15 protein-coding genes and 1 pseudogene are annotated in these 20,877 nt (G+C 43.8%); all 16 read right to left on the minus strand.

Translation table 11 applies throughout. The features are described 5' to 3' along the window. Window positions 1-184: 184 nt before the first annotated feature. The 16 genes and pseudogenes from dapA to infB all read right to left on the minus strand — a co-directional run bounded on the left by dapA (window position 185) and on the right by infB (window position 20,875). On the minus strand, window positions 185-1,054 hold the full coding sequence (dapA, locus tag FZC78_RS12910; RefSeq protein ID WP_286365498.1) for a 4-hydroxy-tetrahydrodipicolinate synthase: 870 nt from the start codon (window positions 1,052-1,054) through the stop codon (window positions 185-187). 16 nt (window positions 1,055-1,070) lie between these two features. Continuing rightward, window positions 1,071-2,309: an aspartate kinase gene (dapG, locus tag FZC78_RS12915; protein ID WP_148940113.1), complete on the minus strand. Its 1,239-nt coding sequence runs from the start codon at window positions 2,307-2,309 to the stop codon at window positions 1,071-1,073. 103 nt (window positions 2,310-2,412) lie between these two features. Further along, window positions 2,413-3,465, minus strand: coding sequence for an aspartate-semialdehyde dehydrogenase (gene asd / locus FZC78_RS12920; protein WP_148940114.1), 1,053 nt, complete (start codon window positions 3,463-3,465; stop codon window positions 2,413-2,415). A gap of 485 nt (window positions 3,466-3,950) precedes the next feature. Further along, window positions 3,951-4,547 carry a dipicolinate synthase subunit B gene (dpaB, locus tag FZC78_RS12925; RefSeq protein ID WP_148940115.1) on the minus strand — a complete coding sequence of 199 codons (597 nt, stop codon included), beginning with the start codon at window positions 4,545-4,547 and terminating at the stop codon, window positions 3,951-3,953. A gap of 5 nt (window positions 4,548-4,552) precedes the next feature. Beyond that, on the minus strand, window positions 4,553-5,446 hold the full coding sequence (gene dpaA, locus FZC78_RS12930) for a dipicolinic acid synthetase subunit A (RefSeq protein ID WP_148940350.1): 894 nt from the start codon (window positions 5,444-5,446) through the stop codon (window positions 4,553-4,555). Window positions 5,447-8,333: 2,887 nt separating this feature from the next. Continuing rightward, entirely contained in the window at window positions 8,334-8,567 is a 234-nt protein-coding gene (locus FZC78_RS12935) for a YlmC/YmxH family sporulation protein (protein WP_148940116.1), read from the minus strand. Between the two features lie 176 nt (window positions 8,568-8,743). Next, window positions 8,744-9,988, minus strand: a complete 1,245-nt coding sequence (locus FZC78_RS12940; RefSeq protein WP_148940117.1) for a M16 family metallopeptidase — start codon at window positions 9,986-9,988, stop codon at window positions 8,744-8,746. A gap of 33 nt (window positions 9,989-10,021) precedes the next feature. Continuing rightward, window positions 10,022-11,020 (minus strand): polysaccharide deacetylase family protein, encoded by a 999-nt coding sequence (locus FZC78_RS12945; RefSeq protein ID WP_148940118.1) that lies wholly within the window; start codon window positions 11,018-11,020, stop codon window positions 10,022-10,024. Window positions 11,021-11,544: 524 nt separating this feature from the next. Further along, window positions 11,545-13,665: a polyribonucleotide nucleotidyltransferase gene (gene pnp / locus FZC78_RS12950; RefSeq protein ID WP_148940119.1), complete on the minus strand. Its 2,121-nt coding sequence runs from the start codon at window positions 13,663-13,665 to the stop codon at window positions 11,545-11,547. A 361-nt stretch (window positions 13,666-14,026) separates the two neighbouring features. Then, window positions 14,027-14,296 (minus strand): 30S ribosomal protein S15, encoded by a 270-nt coding sequence (gene rpsO, locus FZC78_RS12955; RefSeq protein ID WP_113929935.1) that lies wholly within the window; start codon window positions 14,294-14,296, stop codon window positions 14,027-14,029. Between the two features lie 129 nt (window positions 14,297-14,425). Then, window positions 14,426-15,376, minus strand: coding sequence for a bifunctional riboflavin kinase/FAD synthetase (gene ribF / locus FZC78_RS12960; RefSeq protein WP_148940120.1), 951 nt, complete (start codon window positions 15,374-15,376; stop codon window positions 14,426-14,428). 19 nt (window positions 15,377-15,395) lie between these two features. Further along, window positions 15,396-16,301 carry a tRNA pseudouridine(55) synthase TruB gene (truB, locus tag FZC78_RS12965; protein WP_148940121.1) on the minus strand — a complete coding sequence of 302 codons (906 nt, stop codon included), beginning with the start codon at window positions 16,299-16,301 and terminating at the stop codon, window positions 15,396-15,398. Window positions 16,302-16,624: 323 nt separating this feature from the next. Next, a pseudogene (tnpB, locus tag FZC78_RS12970) lies at window positions 16,625-17,760 on the minus strand (IS200/IS605 family element RNA-guided endonuclease TnpB). Window positions 17,761-18,035: 275 nt separating this feature from the next. Beyond that, window positions 18,036-18,395, minus strand: a complete 360-nt coding sequence (gene rbfA, locus FZC78_RS12975; RefSeq protein WP_148940122.1) for a 30S ribosome-binding factor RbfA — start codon at window positions 18,393-18,395, stop codon at window positions 18,036-18,038. 45 nt (window positions 18,396-18,440) lie between these two features. Beyond that, complete coding sequence (locus tag FZC78_RS12980; RefSeq protein ID WP_148940123.1) at window positions 18,441-18,719, minus strand: DUF503 domain-containing protein; 279 nt, start codon at window positions 18,717-18,719, stop codon at window positions 18,441-18,443. After that, the gene (gene infB / locus FZC78_RS12985; protein WP_148940124.1) at window positions 18,719-20,875 is read right to left on the minus strand and encodes a translation initiation factor IF-2; all 2,157 of its coding nucleotides are present in this window, start codon (window positions 20,873-20,875) and stop codon (window positions 18,719-18,721) included. The genes FZC78_RS12980 and infB overlap by 1 nt, the downstream gene beginning before the upstream one ends. Window positions 20,876-20,877: the final 2 nt, after the last annotated feature.

Consider the following 20,877-nt stretch of genomic DNA (forward strand, 5'->3'; position numbering starts at 1 on the left):
TTATTCAAGCTTTCATATTTTTTTGCCCCCATTTATTTCCGGTGAAAGACTGACTGCAGAAAACCCATCCTGTTAAGACAGTCACACTTTCTGCAAGAACAGTACCTCATGCAATCATGAACTGATTCTTCAAAAAAAAAAACGCAGCCGGAAGTTTACGGCTGCGTTTTTGTTGCATATCCCTTTATTTAAATTTCAGCACTGCTGCCAGCTGTGTTCTTTCCTCTTCTGTTAAGGGAATGAGCGGAAGCCTTACGGAACCTACATCCATCCCCTTAAATTGAAGTGCCGTTTTAACCGGTGCAGGGCTCGGAGCTGCAAATAAACCATTCATTACCGGCAGTAATCTGCCATGCAGTTTAGAGGCTTCACGCACGCTGCCTTCAAGGAAGACCTTGATCATTTCCTGCATCTCATTCCCGATTACATGGGAAGCTACGGAAACAACACCGGTTCCTCCGATTGAAAGGATAGGAAGTGTCAACCCGTCATCTCCGCTGTATAAGAGAAAATCATCAGGAGTATTGGCGATGATTTCGGTCATTGCATCCAAATCCCCGCTCGCCTCTTTGACGGCTGTGATATTGCTTATTTCAGAAAGCCTGATGACCGTTTCAGGAGAAATTTTTGCAACTGCCCGGCCAGGCACATTATATAGCATGACAGGAAGCTCAGTGGCTTCAGCAATTGTCTTGAAGTGCTGGTACATGCCTTCCTGGCTGGGTTTATTGTAATAAGGCACAACGACCATGATGGCGTCGATTCCCGTTTCGACTGCTTTTTTTGTAAACTCCACGGATGCATAAGTATTGTTGCTTCCCGTTCCCGCCACAACCGGAACCCTTCCATTGACGGCTTTTACTACGTGCCGGAAAAGTGCTAATTTTTCTTCTTGAGATAAAGTCGGAGACTCTCCTGTCGTCCCTCCGACAACTAAAGAATCACTGCCATTTTCGATCAAGTAGTTTACTAGTAATGTTGTTTTTGGAAAATCAATGTTTCCCTTATTATCGAATGGTGTAACCATTGCTGTAGATACACGCCCAAAATGCACTGTACTCCACTCCTTTTCATTCTTCTATACTCAGTTTACCCTCTTCCGCCTCCAATTGAAAAGAGTCATGAAGAGAATTTACTGCAGTTTTAAGATCTTTTTCTTTTATGAGTACCCAGATGGTCGTATGGCTGTCTGCAGATTGCAGAATGCGGATGTTGTTCTCTGACAGAGCTGTAACAATTCCGGCCGTCACCCCCGGAACCCCTTTCATTCCTGCCCCAACAACTGATACCTTCGCACATTCGGTTTCAATCAAAGGGTCGTGTCCCAAGTTCTTTAAAACATGGAAAGCCCTTGAGGTCAGTTCGGATGGTACCGTGTAAATGACTCCTTGAGGCGAAATGTTGATAAAGTCGACCGAGATATTTTCGTTAGCCATCGCCTTAAATACCTCTGACTGAAGATTATATTGCTCTTTCTTGGCGGAGACTTTAATTTGTGAGAGACCTCCGACATGCGCTATGCCGGTAATCGTTCCGTTCTCCAGCCCTTTTTCCCTTTTTTTCTCCAGCGAAGTAACCAAGGTGCCAAGGTTTTCAGCATAGGTGGAGCGGATTCGAAGAGGAATCCTTGCATCCATGGCAATTTCTACTGCGCGGGGGTGAATTACCTTAGCTCCTTGATTTGCAAGGTTGCACACTTCGTTGTATGAAATAACGGAAAGCGGCCTTGCTTTATCCGTAACTCGTGGATCAGCGGTCATGATTCCTTCGACATCTGTAAATATATCCACCCACTCTGCCCTTAATGCAGCGCCCAAAGCCGCAGCAGATGTATCGCTTCCGCCACGGCCGATAGTCGTTACATCTCCATTCGGTGAGACCCCCTGAAATCCAGCCACTACAACAGCTTGGTTTTCTTTTAATTCAGAGAGCAGCCGGTCACATCTCATTTCGGTGATTTTTGCGTTGGTATGGTCATTGTTTGTGCGGAAGCCTGCTTGTGCTCCTGTCAAAGCAGCGGCTTTGATTCCCAACTCCAGCAGCAGATTCGTAAATACAATTGTGGAAATCGTCTCCCCGCACGATAGAAGTACATCTTGCTCGCGGTTACTGACCTTAGTGTCCTTGCCATTGATTAAAGAGAGCAATGTATCCGTTGAATATGGCTCCCCTTTTCTTCCCATGGCAGATACCACCACGACCACCTTGAAACCTTCTTCAATCGCTTTTGCCACATGCCCGGCTGCCTTTGAACGCCCTTTATCATCACGGACCGATGTTCCTCCATACTTTTGAACAATTATTTTCATTTCTACACCCCGATGTTTTTAAAATATAAAAACAAGAGGCCTTACTGCAACTGTTTCATGGAAGATTACGGTATATACTACTGGATGAGCCTCAAGAAAGCTGTTATTTCTTTTTAATTAAATTCAGTTTAATCAGGCTTTCGGCAATCTGAACAGAGTTCCAAGCTGCACCCTTCAGCAGATTATCTGAGACTACCCACATATGGAACCCGCGGCTGTCATCCAGGTCTCTCCTGATTCTTCCTACAAAGATATCATTGCTGCCGACTGCATTTGCCGGCATAGGATACAGCTGATCTTCAGGAGAGTCCTGAAGCACGATGCCAGGTGCATCCTTTAAGAGTGTCTGGATATCTTCTACTGTGACATTATCATCCTTTATCTCAAAATATACACTTTCAGAATGTCCTGTGACTACTGGAAGCCTTACACATGTCGCGGCAACCTTAAGGTCAGGCATCGACATGATTTTCTTCGTTTCATTTATCATTTTCATCTCTTCAAATGTATAGCCATTCTCTTCAAAGTTATCAATTTGCGGAATGGCATTGAAAGCAATCTGGTGATGTTTCTTCCCGCTTTTTACCGGAAGTACTTCTGCTTTTGGCTCTTCTCCATTCAAAATCGCCTGAGATTGCTCATGCAGTTCATCGATTGCAGCCGCTCCGGCTCCGGAAACCGCTTGATAAGTAGATACAATCACTTTTTCTAATCCGTATTTTTCTCTAACAGGTTCTAAAGCTGCAACCATTTGAATAGTGGAGCAGTTTGGATTTGCGATAATTCCTTTATGATTTCTGATTTCTTCTTCATTCACCTCAGGCACCACCAAAGGGACATTCGGATCCATTCGGAATGCACTCGTATTATCGATACAGACGGCACCTCGTTTGGCCGCTTGTGGGGCGAGTTCCTTAGACACGCTGCCTCCAGCACTGAACAAAGCAATATCAATATCATCAAATATTTCCGCTTTTGCTTCTTGGACAGTGATTTCTGTCCCTTTATAAGTAACTTTCTTGCCCGCAGAACGAGCTGAAGATAAAAGAGTCAGCTTTTCAATGGGAAAATCCCTGCTCTCTAGTGTTTTGATCATTTGCTGCCCAACCGCACCTGTTGCGCCGACAACTGCTACATGAAATCCATTCGAATTCATACTTCATTCTCCTCCCAGACCCTAGATCCTTAGCTTTCACTGTTTTCATCACATTCTCCCTGCATTTTAAGTACACCGGATGTGCTTGCGATAAATTTTTACTCATTCTTGATTCCCGAGAAGAACCCTCAAGGAGCACACCGTAAGCCTCCTGCAATAAGAAACAGCGTATTGCCGCTGCCATGAGTGAGATTTTGCAATAACCAGTATAGAAAGCCTTGTTTATTTTAAAATTCGGTATAATTAACATTTTAATCATTTACCGTGATAAAGAATATTTTAACATAAACAATAATCGGACAATATTATTTTTTATTGAAAGGACACTGGAATATTTCGGGTGGCTGGCTGTGCAGGAGTCCTTATATCTGATTTTCGTCTCTTGCGTTAACTTCCCTTCCCCTTCAGGGCAAGCCAAAACCGCCCCCTGACTGGAGCGGCATAATATCGGATTTTATGAAATCGTGGTACTAGGGAAACGGCTGTTAACTATCCAGGTATTTTTCGACCACAACCGGCTGAAGCTGTTTCCCTTCAAGAGCCGCCTCCACTGTTTCCACTAAGCGGGACATTCTGGCAACCATCGATTTTGGTTTCTTTTCCGGATCATCCTGCCCGAATGGAATAAAGTAAATATCTTTCGCAGAAATCAGTCTCATCAAGTTTACGCCATTCAGTCCTAAGGCATCGTTCGTTGAAATGCCTAGAACAACCGGCCGGTGATTTCTCAATGTCGCTTTTGCAGCCATAAGAACAGGGGAGTCCGTCATTGCGTTCGCAAACTTGCTCATTGAATTTCCGGTTAAAGGAGCAATGACCATACAGTCAAGCGGCAGCTTAGGACCCAGAGGCTCTGCTTTGACAATAGTATCGACTACTTTATTTCCTGTTACCTCTTCAATTCTCTGAATCCAGTCTTCGCCATCTCCAAACCTTGTAACCGTGTTTTTAACTGTAGAAGTAACGACTGGGATGACTTCTGCTCCTTCGTTCACCAGTCTTTCAATCTCTGGGAATACTGCATCGTAGGTACAATGGGATCCAGTTAAGCCGAATCCGATACGTTTTCCTTTAACACTCATATCCATTACTCCTTTCGTGATGTAAAGTCATGAAGCAATAGCTGTGACAAAACGTTCGCCAGAATCTGTCCAGCAGATTTAGGAGCCACAATGCCAGGCAGTCCCGGGGCAAGCAGGGCTTTCACTCCACGTTTTTCTGCATAACGGAAGTCTGTTCCCCCCGGCTTGGATGCAAGATCGATAATAAGTGTGTGGGCCGGCATCTTTGCTATGACTCCAGCCGTCACTACTTGCGCGGGTATCGTGTTGATGAGCATGTCACTATTACTGACTTCCTTTTCCAGATCATCCAGGTGGAACGGGATGAGTCCCATTTCGGTGATGCGTGCTAAATGCTCACTCTTTCTGGCTCCCACCTTCACCCTGGCTCCCAAGTGGTGAAACGTCCGCGCTACACTCATTCCAACACGGCCAAGACCTAAAACGATCAGATTTGAACCGTGAATGGTAAAGTCCGTATGTTGGATAGCCATCATGATCGTTCCTTCTACAGTTGGGATGGAATTATATATTGCCACGTCATCCCTCTCAAAAAGCTGTATCAGCTCTCTCTCTGCAGAAGAGGTAACTTCGCTAAGATACTTGTTCGTGATTCCTGAATAAATCTTGCAATGTGAAGGGGTTTCCTTCAGAGCTTCTTCAGTAAGTTTTATCTTTTCATTAGAAAAAATCGTTTCGATTTCTCCCTCCAGGTTCGTTCCGGGTACCGGGAGGATGATCGCATCAACGGCGTTGAATTCGACTTCATCTATCTTTTCTTTAACCGCACCTGTAAATGCATGGTCCAATTGCTCAAATCCTATCAAGGATATTTTCGCATCGAGTTCTGTAAGCTTACGAATAATCTCGAGTTGACGAGCATCTCCGCCTAAGACTGCGATCTGCATTCCAGTCAACATCAATGCTTTCACCTTCTTTTAACGTAATCGCGTTGCCACCTGCAAAGGTTTATCACTTCAACATTGTATGAAGGGTAGGGGAGATGGGTGAGTAGCGCAAGAAAAATAACCATATTCTGAGGGGAATTGGGGGAGTCAATGAAGCGTAAACAGCAGTTCGGATAACAATTTTATAGTGAATCCATTTTTATAAACTAATTTTGAACCCTGTATAATCCCTGCTGCAAGTGTACGACTAAGCTGGTGGAATGCAGAACTCCTGCTCTGATTGCTTATCCTGGCTAATTCAGTTTATTAGTTGCACTTTAGCTCTTTCTGACTGAGGACGTGAGACTGCTTGGAAGGTGCTCATTCTTGTCTGCACCTCGCTCCTTTGAGGACATGGGGTGACTGAATACAGGTCAATCTTGTATGCACCTCGCTCCTCTGAGGACATGAGTGGCTTGAATACGGCTCACTCTTGTATCCATCTCATTCTTCTGAGGACATGAGTGGCTTGAAATAGCCTCACTCTTGTATCCATTTTGCTCTTCTGGTGACATGAGTGGCTTGAAAGCGGCTCAATCTTGTATCCACCTCACTCTCTTGAGGACATGGGGTGACTGGAAACCGTTCACTCTTGTATCCACCTCACTCCTCTGAGGACATGAGTGCTTGAAAAGGAATCACTCGTGTATCCACCTCGCTCTCTTGAGGACATGAGTTGCTTGAAAGGGCCTCACTCTTGTATCCACCTCGCTCTTCTGGTGACATGAGTGGCTTGAAAACGGCTCAATCTTGTAGGCACCTCGCTCCTCTGAGGACATGAGTGCTTGAAAAGGAATCACTCTTGTACCCACCTCGCTCTTCTGGTGACATGAGTGGCTTGAAAACGGGTCACTCTTGTATCCAACTCGATCTCTTGAGGACATGGGGTGACTGAAAACCGTTCACTCGTGTATCCACCTCATTCCTCTGAGGACATGGGGTGCTTGAAAAGGCCTCACTCGTGTATCCACCTCACTCTCTTGAGGACATGAGGTGGCTGAAAACCGTTCACTCGTGTATCCACCTCGCTCTTCTGAGGACATGAGTTGCTTGAAAACGACTCACTTTTGTATGCACCTCGCTCTCTTGAGGACATGGGGTGACTGGAAACCGTTCACTTTTGTATCCACCTCACTCCTCTGAGGACATGAGTGCTTGAAATGGGCCACGCTCGTGTATCTACCTCACTCTCTTGAGGACATGAGGTGGCTGAAACCCGTTCACTCGTGTATCCACCTCGCTCTTCTGNTCTTGAGGACATGAGGTGGCTGAAAACCGTTCACTCGTGTATCCACCTCGCTCTTCTGAGGACATGAGTTGCTTGAAAACGACTCACTTTTGTATGCACCTCGCTCTCTTGAGGACATGGGGTGACTGGAAACCGTTCACTTTTGTATCCACCTCACTCCTCTGAGGACATGAGTGCTTGAAATGGGCCACGCTCGTGTATCTACCTCACTCTCTTGAGGACATGAGGTGGCTGAAACCCGTTCACTCGTGTATCCACCTCGCTCTTCTGAGGACATGAGTTCCTTGAAAAGGACTCACTCTTGTACCCACCTCACTCTTCTGGTGACATGAGTTGCTTGAAAACGGCTCAATCTTGTATGCACCTCGCTCCTCTGAGGACATGAGTGCTTGAAAAGGGCCTCACTCGTGTATCTACCTCACTCTTGAGGACATGTGGTGACTGAATACAGGTCAATCTTGTATGCACCTCGCTCCTCTGAGGACATGAGTGGCTTGAATACGGCTCAATCTTGTATCCACCTCACTCTCTTGAGGACATGGGGTGACTGGAAACCGTTCACTCTTGTACCCACCTCACTCTTGAGGACATGGGGTGCTTGAAAAGGCCTCACTCGTGTATCTACCTCACTCTCTTGAGGACATGAGGTGGCTGAAAACCGTTCACTCGTGTATCCACCTCGCTCTTCTGAGGACATGAGTTGCTTGAAAAGGACTCACTCTTGTATGCACCTCGCTCTCTTGAGGACATGGGGTGACTGGAAACCGTTCACTTTTGTATCCACCTCACTCCTCTGAGGACATGAGTGCTTAAAAAGGGCCACGCTCGTGTATCTACCTCACTCTCTTGAGGACATGAGGTGGCTGAAAACCGTTCACTCGTGTATCCACCTCGCTCTTCTGAGGACATGAGTTGCTTGAAAACGACTCACTTTTGTATGCACCTCGCTCTCTTGAGGACATGGGGTGACTGGAAACCGTTCACTTTTGTATCCACCTCACTCCTCTGAGGACATGAGTGCTTGAAATGGGCCACGCTCGTGTATCTACCTCACTCTCTTGAGGACATGAGGTGGCTGAAACCCGTTCACTCGTGTATCCACCTCGCTCTTCTGNTCTTGAGGACATGAGGTGGCTGAAAACCGTTCACTCGTGTATCCACCTCGCTCTTCTGAGGACATGAGTTGCTTGAAAACGACTCACTTTTGTATGCACCTCGCTCTCTTGAGGACATGGGGTGACTGGAAACCGTTCACTTTTGTATCCACCTCACTCCTCTGAGGACATGAGTGCTTGAAATGGGCCACGCTCGTGTATCTACCTCACTCTCTTGAGGACATGAGGTGGCTGAAACCCGTTCACTCGTGTATCCACCTCGCTCTTCTGAGGACATGAAATTGCTTGAAAAGGACTCACTCTTGCATCTACAGTCCGGTCAATTATCAAGTTCTTTTTAACTGAGGAATTTTTCAAGGAATAAGGGGAGAGCTCTCTCTTGGTTAGGAAAGGAGGTTTCTTTAATACCACGCTCTAAGCTCTCTGGCATCTCCGCATATCCCGGGATTCTTAAGACCATCAAAAAGCCTCCTTTGGCAAGGAGGCTTTTTGTCTGTTAATCTTCCGCTACTTCTAATATGATCATATCAGATCCAATTGTCCGGATATGCTGCCAGGGCACCCTGATTTCAGCGCTCTGCTTTCTCATCCATTTACCTGTAGGAATCACCAGGGCGTTGATTTGACCTGTCCGTTCATTGAATTCCAAGTCTGTCTGTCCCAGCACACCCAATCGTTCAGCTTTCTTGTAGTCCACTATTTCCTTCCCGCTTAGTTCACTAAGACGCATTTTAGTCACCCGCTTTTCAGTAATGTAGCCCTTTCAAGAGCCAGCCTAATATATTCATCCTTATACTAAATGTATAAAGTGCTTTTCCATTTTAGAAGTGATGTTGAAAAATACTTGTTTTTTTATCAGATAGAAAAGCAAAAAGCTCCGACCCCTTTAAGGGCCGAAGCTTGGATTCACGCTTTCTTTATATTGGAAGGCATTTGCCCATCAGGACTGATAAGAGCCGCAGAAAAATCGTTACTGAAGATTTCTTTCCCTAGATTGTTAACCCTGTCAATGGAAACCCCATCAATTTCCTCAACAATTTCATCCAGAGTTCGGTGTTTTTTCAGCAGCAATTCATTTTTTCCATTCCTGCTCATCCGGCTGTTTGTGCTTTCAAGGCTGAGCATTAAGTTTCCTTTCAACTGCTCTTTGCTGTTGGCCAATTCTTTTGAAGTGATTCCTTCAGCTGTCAAATCAGTAAGAGTGGTTTGAATGGTATCAAACAGCTGGTTCAACTGCTTAGCTCCGGTGCCGCCATAAATGGTTAGCATACCGCTGTCTTCATAGGCTGAATGATAGGAAAACACGGAATAAGCAAGTCCCCTCTGTTCGCGCACTTCCTGGAACAGGCGGGAAGACATGCTGCCTCCCAGTACATTATTCAAAACAATTAAGCTGTAGACATCATCATGGCCGATTTGCAGCCCTGGATAGCCAAGGCAAAGGTGAGCCTGTTCTGTTTCTTTCTTTTTGGAGATTTTATTCTGGTGGAAGGAAGGAACCTCATTTTTCTCATGCCCTTTTCCGCCTTCATATTTCCCAAAAAGATTTTCAACTTCCTTAATGAACGAAGCATCCACATTTCCAGCTACTGAAATGACTACATCGTCAGGAGTATACATGTTGTGCATGTACTCCCTTAATGTATGGCCATTGAATGTATCAAGAGTTTCTTCGGTTCCCAGGATTGGATAGCCCAGCGGGTGGTTTTCATATACCGCCTTGCTCAGCACATCATGAACAATATCATCCGGAGTATCTTCATACATCTTGATTTCTTCATATACGACGTTCTTTTCTTTCTTTAATTCCTCTTCATCGAATGCCGAGTTAAAGAACATATCCGCAAGTGTATCAAGTGCATATTTCGCGTGATTATCAAGGACCTTTGCATAATAGCAGGTATATTCTTTAGAAGTAAATGCATTTACCTGTCCTCCGATGCTGTCGAAGGATTCAGCGATATCACGAGCACTGCGGGTTTCCGTCCCTTTAAAAAACATATGTTCTAAAAAGTGGGAAATGCCGTTGTTTTCTTTATTCTCATGGCGTGAACCAGTACCAATCCAGATACCGATTGCCACCGAGCGGACAGTTGGAATTTCTTCCAGAACAATTCTTAGACCATTTGAGCACGTATATTTTTTAATCAAAAAAATTCCTCCTGTTCATGTTGTCAACATCTGCTAGTTCTTATTATTACTTTTTCCTTTTAGGAGAGAATTATTTCCTGTTTTTATAATTCTTTCTTCCTTCAGCAAACTAGAGACTGTTCCAATTCTTATTTCTTCTTGTTTAATTGCCATTATAAGTGCAGGCAGCGCCGATGATGTAGAAGCTGTGGGATGCATCAATATGAGCGCACCATTATGCAATTTTGAAGTTACTCTTTCTACTATGACACTTGGAGAGGGTTTTTGCCAGTCTATTGTATCAACGCTCCACAATATCGTTTTCATTTTGAGCTCAGCCGCAATCTTTACAACTTCATCGTTAAATCCGCCACTTGGGGGACCGAAAAGACTCACTCTTCTGCCGGTTGTTGCTTCAATGATTTCATTGGTTTTTGACATTTCCTCCCTGATTTTTTGAGGCGTTAAGGTTTCCATTTGGGGATGGGAGAACGAATGATTTCCTATTTCATGTCCCGACTCTGCAATCATCTTTGCCAGTTCCGGATTCTGCTTCACCCATCTTCCTTCCAAAAAGAAAGTGGCATATATCTGGTGCTTCTTCAAGGCAGCCAGCATATCCGGTATGTATTCATTTCCCCATGCGACATTGATGATAAACGAAGCCATAGGTTTTTCCGGATTTCCTCTATATATAGGAAGCGGCGGAAGGCCTGAAAGATGCATTTTTGGCGGAACCTGTTCGAAAACAAGTCTCTCACTGTCAAATTTGCCCTCTTCCTTCATTTTCTCATAAGAACTTTTAATATTCACCTTTAAACCATTATATCCAGGTGTTCCTTTCCAGACAGGATCATTCTTCGCATCTATTGGGGGAATTTCATATTTTCCTGCTTCTGATTTAATTTTTTCCATTAAGTCTCCAGGCTTGGAATCCACAGCCACCGCCGGTTCTTTTAAAGTCTCGACATATTGTGCTGTCATAGGATTGCTAACAGATAATATGGCAAGAGCGATGCAGACAGCGATGCCGGTCAGTACCTTAAAATTCATCTATTGATCACCCCTTTCTTATCCCTACAGCATATGAAAAAGGAGGACAAGGTAGAACCCAGGGTGTTCAGACGGTTGGAGAAATGGTGTTTCACTTCCAGAGGGACAGCAGCGATTTCACATACGAGACCCCAAGCGCAGTTTTATGAGCATTGTTAAAGAAAACTTCATCTGTATACACATGTCTCTTATCAGCTCTTCTTTTTTAATACTTGACACATCATCTTTTGGGCTAAGTAATTTCCATGAATTTTGCTGCTATTTAAAGTGAATATCAAAAAGAACCGCCTTAGTACATCCGGGATAAAGATTCGAGCTTCTTAGGATAGAAAACCAAGTCCCAAGGGGAATCCTTAAAGCAGCAATCTATACGAAAAAACCGATTAAACAGCAGTCAGCTATAACACTGAAAGGAACTCATTTACCACTCGCAGATGCTTTCTTTACCGGTTTCATTCTATACCGATCTCTTCTTCATTAGAAAGAAGCTGACCATATCGGTCAGCTTCAATCATTATCTATTCTTATTTTTCAGCTTGTTCCGCCTTTTCGCGCTGCTCTTTGATTACCGCTTTACGAGAAAGGTTGACACGTCCTTGACGATCAATTTCAGTCACTTTCACAAGCAGTTCGTCACCAATGCTGACGACATCCTCGACTTTACCGATTCGCTCTTCAGCCAGCTCAGAAATATGAACCAAGCCGTCTTTTCCGTTGAAGATTTCAACAAAAGCTCCGAATTTCTCAATACGTTTTACTTTACCAAGATATAACTGCCCGACTTCCACTTCACGAACAATATCCTCGATGATCTTTTTAGCCTTTTTATTCATTTCTTCATCAATGGAAGAGATGAATACAGTACCATCTTGTTCGATGTCAATTTTCACGCCGGTTTCTTCAATAATCTTATTGATTTGTTTTCCGCTCGGCCCAATAACATCCCTGATTTTATCCGGGTTGATAGCCATCATAAGAATTTTAGGCGCGTATTGTGATAATTGTTCGCGGGATTCTGAGATTGTTGAAAGCATGCTGTCTAGGATATGCATACGGCCGCTCTTGGCCTGTTGAAGAGCTTCTTCAAGAATTTCCCTTGAAAGACCTTCAATTTTGATATCCATCTGCAATGCTGTTACTCCTTTAGAAGTACCTGCTACTTTAAAGTCCATGTCCCCTAAATGGTCTTCCATTCCCTGGATATCAGTCAGGATTGAATAATGTTCCCCTGATTGAATGAGGCCCATGGCAATACCGGCTACAGGTGCTTTGATCGGCACTCCTGCATCCATCATCGCAAGAGTACTTGCACAGATGCTCGCTTGGGAGGTGGAACCATTAGATTCCAACACTTCGGAAACAAGACGGATTGTATAAGGGAAATCCTTCTCATTTGGAATGATTGGTTCTAGTGCTCTTTCACCCAGTGCACCATGCCCGATTTCACGGCGTCCAGGTCCGCGGAGGAAGCCTGTTTCACCAACACTGAATAATGGGAAATTGTAATGGTGCATAAACCGCTTTGACTCTTCAAGGCCCAAGCCGTCAAGTACCTGTACATCTCCAAGAGCACCAAGGGTACAAATGCTTAACGCCTGAGTCTGTCCGCGTGTGAACAAACCTGAACCGTGAGTTCTTGGAAGAAGGCCTACTTGCGATGCAAGCGGGCGGATTTCATCAAGGCCGCGGCCATCAGGACGAAGCTTCTCTTCAGTGATCAAACGGCGAACTTCACCTTTGACCAGCTTGTCCAGTACCTGTTTAACTTGCTTAAGCTGATCATCACCAGCTTCTTTCTCTTCGAATTTAGCGATGACTTCATCTTTCACTTCTTTGATCGCTGCTTCACGGGCATGCTTTTCCTGCACTTGAATCGCTTTGATCATATCTTCTTCACAAATGCCGCGAACTTCCGTTTCAAGTTCCTGGTCAATTTGATAGAGTTCAACTTCAATCTTTTCTTTGCCAACTTGGGCAGCAATTTCTTCCTGGAAGGAAATCAATCTTTTGATTTCTTCATGTCCGAACATAATCGCTTCAAGCATCGTTTCTTCAGGAACTTCGTCAGCACCTGCTTCAACCATGTTGATGGCATCTTTTGTTCCGGCAACGATCAGGTTAATTTCACTCTTTTCAAGCTGTTCCACGTTCGGGTTGATAATGAAATCGCCCTGGATCAAACCAACCTGCACTCCTGCAATCGGCCCTTGGAATGGGATATCGGATAGAGTCAATGCAAGGGAAGATCCAAACATTGCCGCCATTTCAGAAGAACAGTCCTGATCCACACTCATGACCATGCTGATCACCTGTACTTCATTCCTGAAACCATCCGCGAATAGCGGACGGATCGGACGGTCAATCAAGCGGCTTGCCAAAATGGCTCTTTCACTTGGACGTCCTTCACGCTTGATGAATCCTCCTGGTATTTTACCAACAGCATATAAACGCTCTTCGTAATTGACCGTCAGCGGGAAAAAATCAAGCGGCTTTGGATTCTTCGATGCTGTTGCCGTGCTTAGTACAGCTGTATCTCCGTAACGGATCATTGCTGCACCGTTTGCCTGCTTAGCCAGCTGACCATACTCTACTGTTAATTTCCTGCCTGCCCAATCTATGGAAAAAACTTTTGTTTCCTGTTCCATAATGAACCCCTCTCTTTACTTCTCAATTAAGAGTATTCGGTTTCTCTCATACCCTTGAAGCAGTTATATACATTTTTAATTGAATGAACGACTTTTATATGTATTGTGACTTATCCTGAATGGGAATATTCCCACTGCTTCCCCTTTCCAGAATTATAAAGTCTCCAGCAAGCAGCACTAATGAAAATACTGTCCAGCGAAAAAATCCGCAAACTTCCTAGTGTGAAAGTAAACAATCAAAAATGAAAAAGCAAAAGCTTTTTGCTGCTTCATTCTTGATTGTTTGGTTAGCAGTATTCCCAATATAGCGATTGCCTTAAACCTAAATAAAAAGCGGGAAAAAATCCCGCTTTTGAGTCACTTATCGGCGTAAACCTAATTTGTTGATCAAATCACGGTAGCGCGCAACATCTTTATTACGCAGGTACGTTAAAAGATTACGACGACGTCCTACCATTTTCAAAAGACCGCGACGAGAGTGGTGGTCTTTCTTATGCGTACGCAAATGGTCGTTCAGAGTGTTGATTTCTTCTGTAAGGATAGCGATTTGAACTTCTGCAGATCCAGTATCGTTCTCATGAGTTTTGTACTCATTGATTAATTCATTTTTACGTGTTTGTGTGATAGCCATCCGTTTCACCTCCTAATATTCTTTCAAAATCCCCTGTGACCCAGCAAGCCGTTGGTGAATCGAGCTGCCAAGTAAAGGTTCATTGTCATACGTTAATTAGAATACTACTTTTTCTACTATAAATCAAGTCTAAACTAATAATTTTTCAAAGTATGATACAGCTTCCTGTTTATCCTTTTCGATTTGTGCAATCAATTGCTGGATTCCATCGAATTTTTGCTCTGATCGAATATACTTATGCCATTCTACTTTTACTTCTTCTCCATAGATAGACGAGTTATAGTCAAAGATATGTACCTCTATGGACAGTACCTTATCGTCCGGATTATTGAACGTGGGCTTATATCCAAGGTTCGCCACTCCATTATGCCAGTGATTCTGCACAAAAATTCGCACTGCATAAACTCCGAGCTTAGGTATGATGTAATCATCGGACAGTTCTATATTGGCTGTGGGGAATCCGATTTTTCTTCCCCGCTTATCTCCATGAATGACCGTTCCAGAGGTAGAATAATAACGTCCAAGGAGATGTTCCACCTTTTCTGTTTCACCTTCAGCCAGTGATTTCCTGATCAAGGTTGAACTGATTTTCTCTTCATGATCTGTCTGTTTGTTCACTGTTGTATAGGAGAATTTATCTCTTGAATGGAATTGAAGCGTTTCCATGTTCCCTTTCCCAAGCTTCCCATAGGAAAAGTCAAAGCCTGCGGAAATATGACGTACATTCAAGTTGATTATATACTGATCAACATACTCCTGAGGATGGAGATCGGCAAAATCCGATGTAAACCTGACAATAAATAAATATTCTACTCCCAGCTCTTCCATCAGCTTAATCTTATCCTGAAGCGGAGTAATATAGTGTACATGCTTATGCTTTCGTCCCAAAACCACTGAAGGGTGAGGATCGAATGTCATGACAGCGGTGCTAAGGCCGCTTTCTCCCGCTTCCTTGATAGCTGTTTTGATCACCTTCTGATGTCCTCTATGGACCCCGTCAAAATACCCCAGCGCCATTGACAAAGGAGGAAAATCCTTTGGAACGAAAGAATGGGGATGATGGACCGTAATAACCTTCATGTTATCTCACCTATTTTCGCTAATCATTGAATAATACTTTTACAGGCTTTATGATGCCCTTTTTCTCTGGATGAGCCTGATAGATCGCTAAAGTCCTGCCGTCATGGTTCATAGCAACTTGGTCATCCGGCCAATCATTCGGCATCTCAAGCACTGATCCATTCTTGACTTTCATAGCTAATGTATCACTTAAATTCCATTTCGGCAAATGAGAGATTCCCGTTTCAATGGGGAATAATGTTTTTTCAACCTCACCTGACCCTGCCAGTTCTTCTAGTTCTTCAAAAGTGACGCAATCTTTTTCTTCAAAAGCAGCAGAGCGGACTCTGCACAGTTGAGACATATGGGCTGGATAGCCAAGCTTCTCACCGATTTCAACTGCCAGAGTCCTGATATAGGTACCCTTGCTGCAGGAAACTCTGAATTTGAAACTAATACGTTCCCCTTCAAAGACCTCTCGATCATCCAGCAATTCAATGTGATGAATGATTACTTTTCTGCTTGGGCGGTCAATCACTTTCCCTTCCCTTGCATACTCATACAGCCTCTTGCCGTTCACTTTGACAGCGGAAAACATGGGAGGTGTCTGGGTGATTTCTCCTTGAAACGAATGAAGTGTATTCAGTATCTGATCCCTGCTGAATGAATCAATGACCTTTTTTTCAGAGACTGTTTCACCCCAGGCATCCTCAGTTGTCGTGGCCCTGCCTATGGTGACTTCTCCTTCATAAGATTTTCCGCCGTTCATTATGTATTCGGCAATCTTTGTTCCCCTGCCGATGCAAAGCGGCAGGACACCGGTCACTTCAGGATCAAGTGTTCCAGTATGACCAACCTTCTTTGTCTTTAAAATCTTTCTGACTTTAAAGACGCAGTCATGCGAAGTCATCCCTCTTGGCTTCCATAACGGTAGTATTCCATTCATGTCTTTCCCTGCCTTTCTATTATTGATTGCTCAACATTCCGTCCGTCCAACACTCTTCCAGGCGGTGCTTCTTCCATTTGCATGTCCCATGCTGCCAGCTTGTGGACATCTTTTTAGGCTGCACACCATTTTCTTGTACCCATTATGACATCTTGAAGACATCAACTTAGGCCGAAACCATTTTCTTGTATCCATACAGCATGCAGCCCGCATATGGACCTGTTAGTATTATGTACCAATTGAACTACCCACCACTTCCCCCCCTTACAGGTCGCTTGAAGTGGGGGATTCCTAAGAACACAAACCTATTGGTTCGTTTTTGATTAGGCTATCTCCGCAGTCCCTGCGGTTAATCGCAATGCTTCATTGCGAAGATTTATACTTGCGTTAAGATCCCTTTGATGGCTGCTTTTACAAGTTGGACAGGTCCATTCACGCAACGCAAGATCTTTAACGTCTTTATACTTATAAATGCATACAGAACATAGCTGGCTGGAAGGGAAATTTTTCGCTGCGGCTATCACCTGTTTACCGTACCATACTGATTTGTATTCCAACATAGACCTGAATTGGGCCCAGCTTACTTCGCTGATTCCTTTAGAAAGGTTTTTGTTTTTCAACATTTTTTCGACGGACAAATCTTCAATGCCGATAATGTCGTGGTTTTTGACTATTTCGGTAGAGATTTTATCCAGCATATCTTTACTTGCAGTAGCGATTTTTTCGTGCAACCGGGCAACTTTCTTTTTTTGTTTAGTCCAATTCGAAGAACCCAATTGCCTCCTTGAAAGAATGCGTCGGGCATTCATTATTTTCTTTTCTAGTGTACGGAAAAAACGGGGGTTTTTATAGGTTGTGCCATCTGAAAGAGTAGCGAAATCCTTCAGACCTACGTCGATTCCGACAGAGGTGCCAGTTTTTTTATAGGGTTGAACTGCTGATTCAGCCAAAATTGAAACGAAGAACTTACCCGAAAGGCTTCGTCGAATGGTGGCGTTCATTATACGTCCTTCTACCTCACGACTCTTGGCAAACCGAACAAGGCCGAGTTTTGGCAATTTGATGTATTGATCTTTCACTTGTATATTCCCGTTCACAAACTTTGTGGTATAGGATTGAACGGGATTCTTCTTCGATTTGAAGCGAGGTAAACGATTTTGTTTCTTGTAAAACCGTGTGTAGGAATCATGAACGATTTCAACTGATTTCTGAAGGGCAATACTATCGACTTCTTTCAAGAATGAATAGGTCTTCTTGAGCTCTCGAACATCTTTGATGGATTGGTTCTTGTTGAAAAATTCACCTTTCCAATTGTTAGCTGTCCATTCTGTACCATTTCATTTACGATAGACCAATAAGCGTCTTTGTTCTTTTGTTTCCCAACAAAATAGTTGTAGATGAACCGGGAACAACCGAACGTTTTATTGATTAATTCAATCTGTTCGTGATTTGGATAGATCCTGAATTTAAAGGTTTTTTAACATTCAAATGGTTTCACCTCCTTTTAGTAATTATACCAAGAAAGATTGTAATATGAGAACATATGTTTCTTTCGAAGTTTTTTTAGTAGAGACCAAAAGGCAGGCGATTCATCTCCCCCTTACCGTTGGGCTATGCCCTTCACACGCTTGAAGAGGGAGTTTTCTCGCCATTTTATAGATAAAAAGGCTGACCAGAATTAATTGGTCAGCCCTTGTCCATTAATGAAGCAAGCAGCTGTTTCCTCGCGGAAAATCAGTCCTGCTTTTCTTCAGGGTCATCTTGAATCTTTTTAAGCAATGATTCGATGCGATTTCCATAGTTGATCGATTCATCAAATTCAAAAATGAGTTCAGGTGTTTTACGCAAACGAACTCGCTGTCCGATTTCCGAACGAATAAATCCTTTAGCTTTAGCCAATCCCTTCAAAGTGTTTTCCCTCTGCTCCTCATCTCCGAGGACGGTTATAAACACCTTGGCCTGCTGCAGATCTCCTGATACTTCTACATCAGTCACTGTAACAAAGCCAATTCTTGGATCTTTGATTTTTCGTCCGATAATATCGCTGAGCTCCTTTTTCATCTGCTCGCCAACACGATTAGAACGATGGCTCATCAATATCACCTCTTAACTTCCTGTTTTTATCTAAAGTCTGTGGGATTAAAGTAGTTCGTGTATTGTTTCCCCTCTTTCCCATTCGGGAAATGAATCAGTCAGCTTCAGAGCACTATCAATCACTGCGCGGGCCGATTGACTGGATGATGACACAGTAACAATGGCTATTCTTGTCCTCTGCCAAACATCCTGGTGGTCAATTTCAGACACCGCTACATTGTATTTTTGCTTCAAGCGGGTTAACACCCGCTGAAGCACCGATCTTTTGTCCTTAAGAGAATGAGAATCATGGATAATAAACTCACATTCCACATAAGCGATCATTATCTTTTGATTTCCTGCATTACGAAGGCTTCAATGATATCTCCTTCTTTGATATCGTTGAAATTCTTGATTGTGATACCGCACTCATAGTTAGTGGCAACTTCTTTCACGTCGTCTTTAAAGCGTTTCAGGACATCGAGTTCGCCTTCATATACGACGACTCCATCACGGATTACGCGAACACCGCTGTCACGGGTGATTTTCCCGTCTGTTACATAGCTTCCCGCAATTGTTCCGACTTTAGACACTTTAAATGTTTGGCGCACTTCTGCCTGGCCGATGATTTTCTCTTCAAATTCAGGATCAAGCATACCATTCATTGCAGATTCAATCTCTTCAATGACCTTATAAATGATACGGTGAAGACGGATTTCAACGCCCTCTGCATCAGCGGCACGCTTAGCATTGACATCCGGCCTTACATTAAAGCCAATGACAATTGCATTCGATGCAGCGGCAAGAGTGATGTCTGATTCATTCAATGCACCGACACCGGTATGGATGATTTTAACATTTACTCCTTCAACTTCTATTTTTTGAAGTGAAGCAGCCAAAGCTTCTGCAGATCCTTGAACATCCGCTTTCATGACAATATTAAGATCTTTCATTTCACCTTGTTTCATCTGTTCAAACAGGTTATCAAGGCTGACACGTGATTTTTCACCACGCTGCGCTTGCAGGGCTTGCTGTGCACGATTTTCCCCTACGGAACGTGCTGTTTTTTCATCTTCAAACACGACGAATCTGTCGCCTGCTTGAGGCACATCATTCAATCCAGTGATTTCAACAGGGGTTGAAGGGCCGGCTTCTTTCACCCTGCGGCCAATATCATTGACCATTGCACGTACACGGCCAAATGTGGTGCCGACTACAATCGGATCACCGACTCTCAGCGTTCCATTTTGAACAAGCAGGGTTGCTACTGATCCACGGCCTTTATCAAGTTCTGCTTCAATGACAGTACCTTGCGCCAGGCGGTTAGGATTAGCTTTTAACTCTTCCACTTCAGTTACAAGCAGGATCATTTCAAGAAGGTCATCGATGCCCTCGCCTTTCAGGGCAGAAAGCGGTACGAAGATTGTATCGCCGCCCCATGCTTCTGGAACAAGCTGATACTCGGTTAGTTCCTGCATGACACGGTCAGGGTTCGCTGCTTCTTTATCCATTTTGTTTACTGCAATGATGATTGGAACTTCTGCGGCTTTGGCATGGTTGATGGCTTCAACCGTCTGCGGCATTACGCCGTCGTCGGCTGCAACGACGATGATGGCAATATCCGTAACTTGAGCTCCGCGGGCACGCATAGTGGTGAAAGCAGCATGTCCAGGTGTATCAAGGAACGTGATTTTTTTGTCATTCTCAACAATCTGATAAGCACCGATATGCTGCGTGATTCCGCCCGCTTCCCCTTCGGTTACTTTTGTGTTTCTGATAGAGTCTAAAAGCGTCGTTTTACCATGGTCAACGTGACCCATGATGGTTACTACAGATGGACGTTCCACCTGGTCTGCTTCAGAGTCTTCTGTGAAGTATACTTCCAGATCTGATGTATCGACAAGGATTTCTTCCTCTACTTCTACACCATACTCAGCAGCGACAAGTTCAATCGCTTCCTTCTCAAGCTCTTGGTTGATTGTTGCCATTACACCGAGCATGAACAGCTTCTTGATGATTTCGGAAGGCTCGCGGTGCAGTTTTTTCGCCATTTCGGCAACAGTAAGAGATTCTGTGAAAGTGATTTTTTCAGGAAGCTCTTTTTCCTTTTTCTTTTGAGGCTGGCTGTTGGCAGGCTGGCTGCCTCTGTTGTTGTTGTTATTTCTGTTATTGTTCTTGTTGTTGTTGGGCTTATTGTTGTTTTTACCTTTTTTATTATTGTTAAACCCTTTTTTATCTTTTGACTGGCCTGCCTGTTCAGGCTTTTTGCCATCGCGGTTAGCTGGTGTGCTGCTTTTTGCTGCTTCTTTATTTGGAGTTTTAGCTGAAGCAGATCCTTCAGATTTTCCTCCATAAGACTTGTCTAGTTTGTTAACGGTGTCGTCCTCCAGTGTTGCCATATGATTTGATACTTCAATATTCATTTCTTTCAGTTTGGAAATAACGTCCTTGCTTGAAACGTTATGTTTTTTTGCGTATTCGTATATACGTACTTTGCTCATAT

The organism is Rossellomorea vietnamensis, assembly GCF_008180415.1.
In the GTDB taxonomy this organism is placed as follows: Bacteria; Bacillota; Bacilli; order Bacillales; family Bacillaceae_B; genus Rossellomorea; species Rossellomorea vietnamensis_C.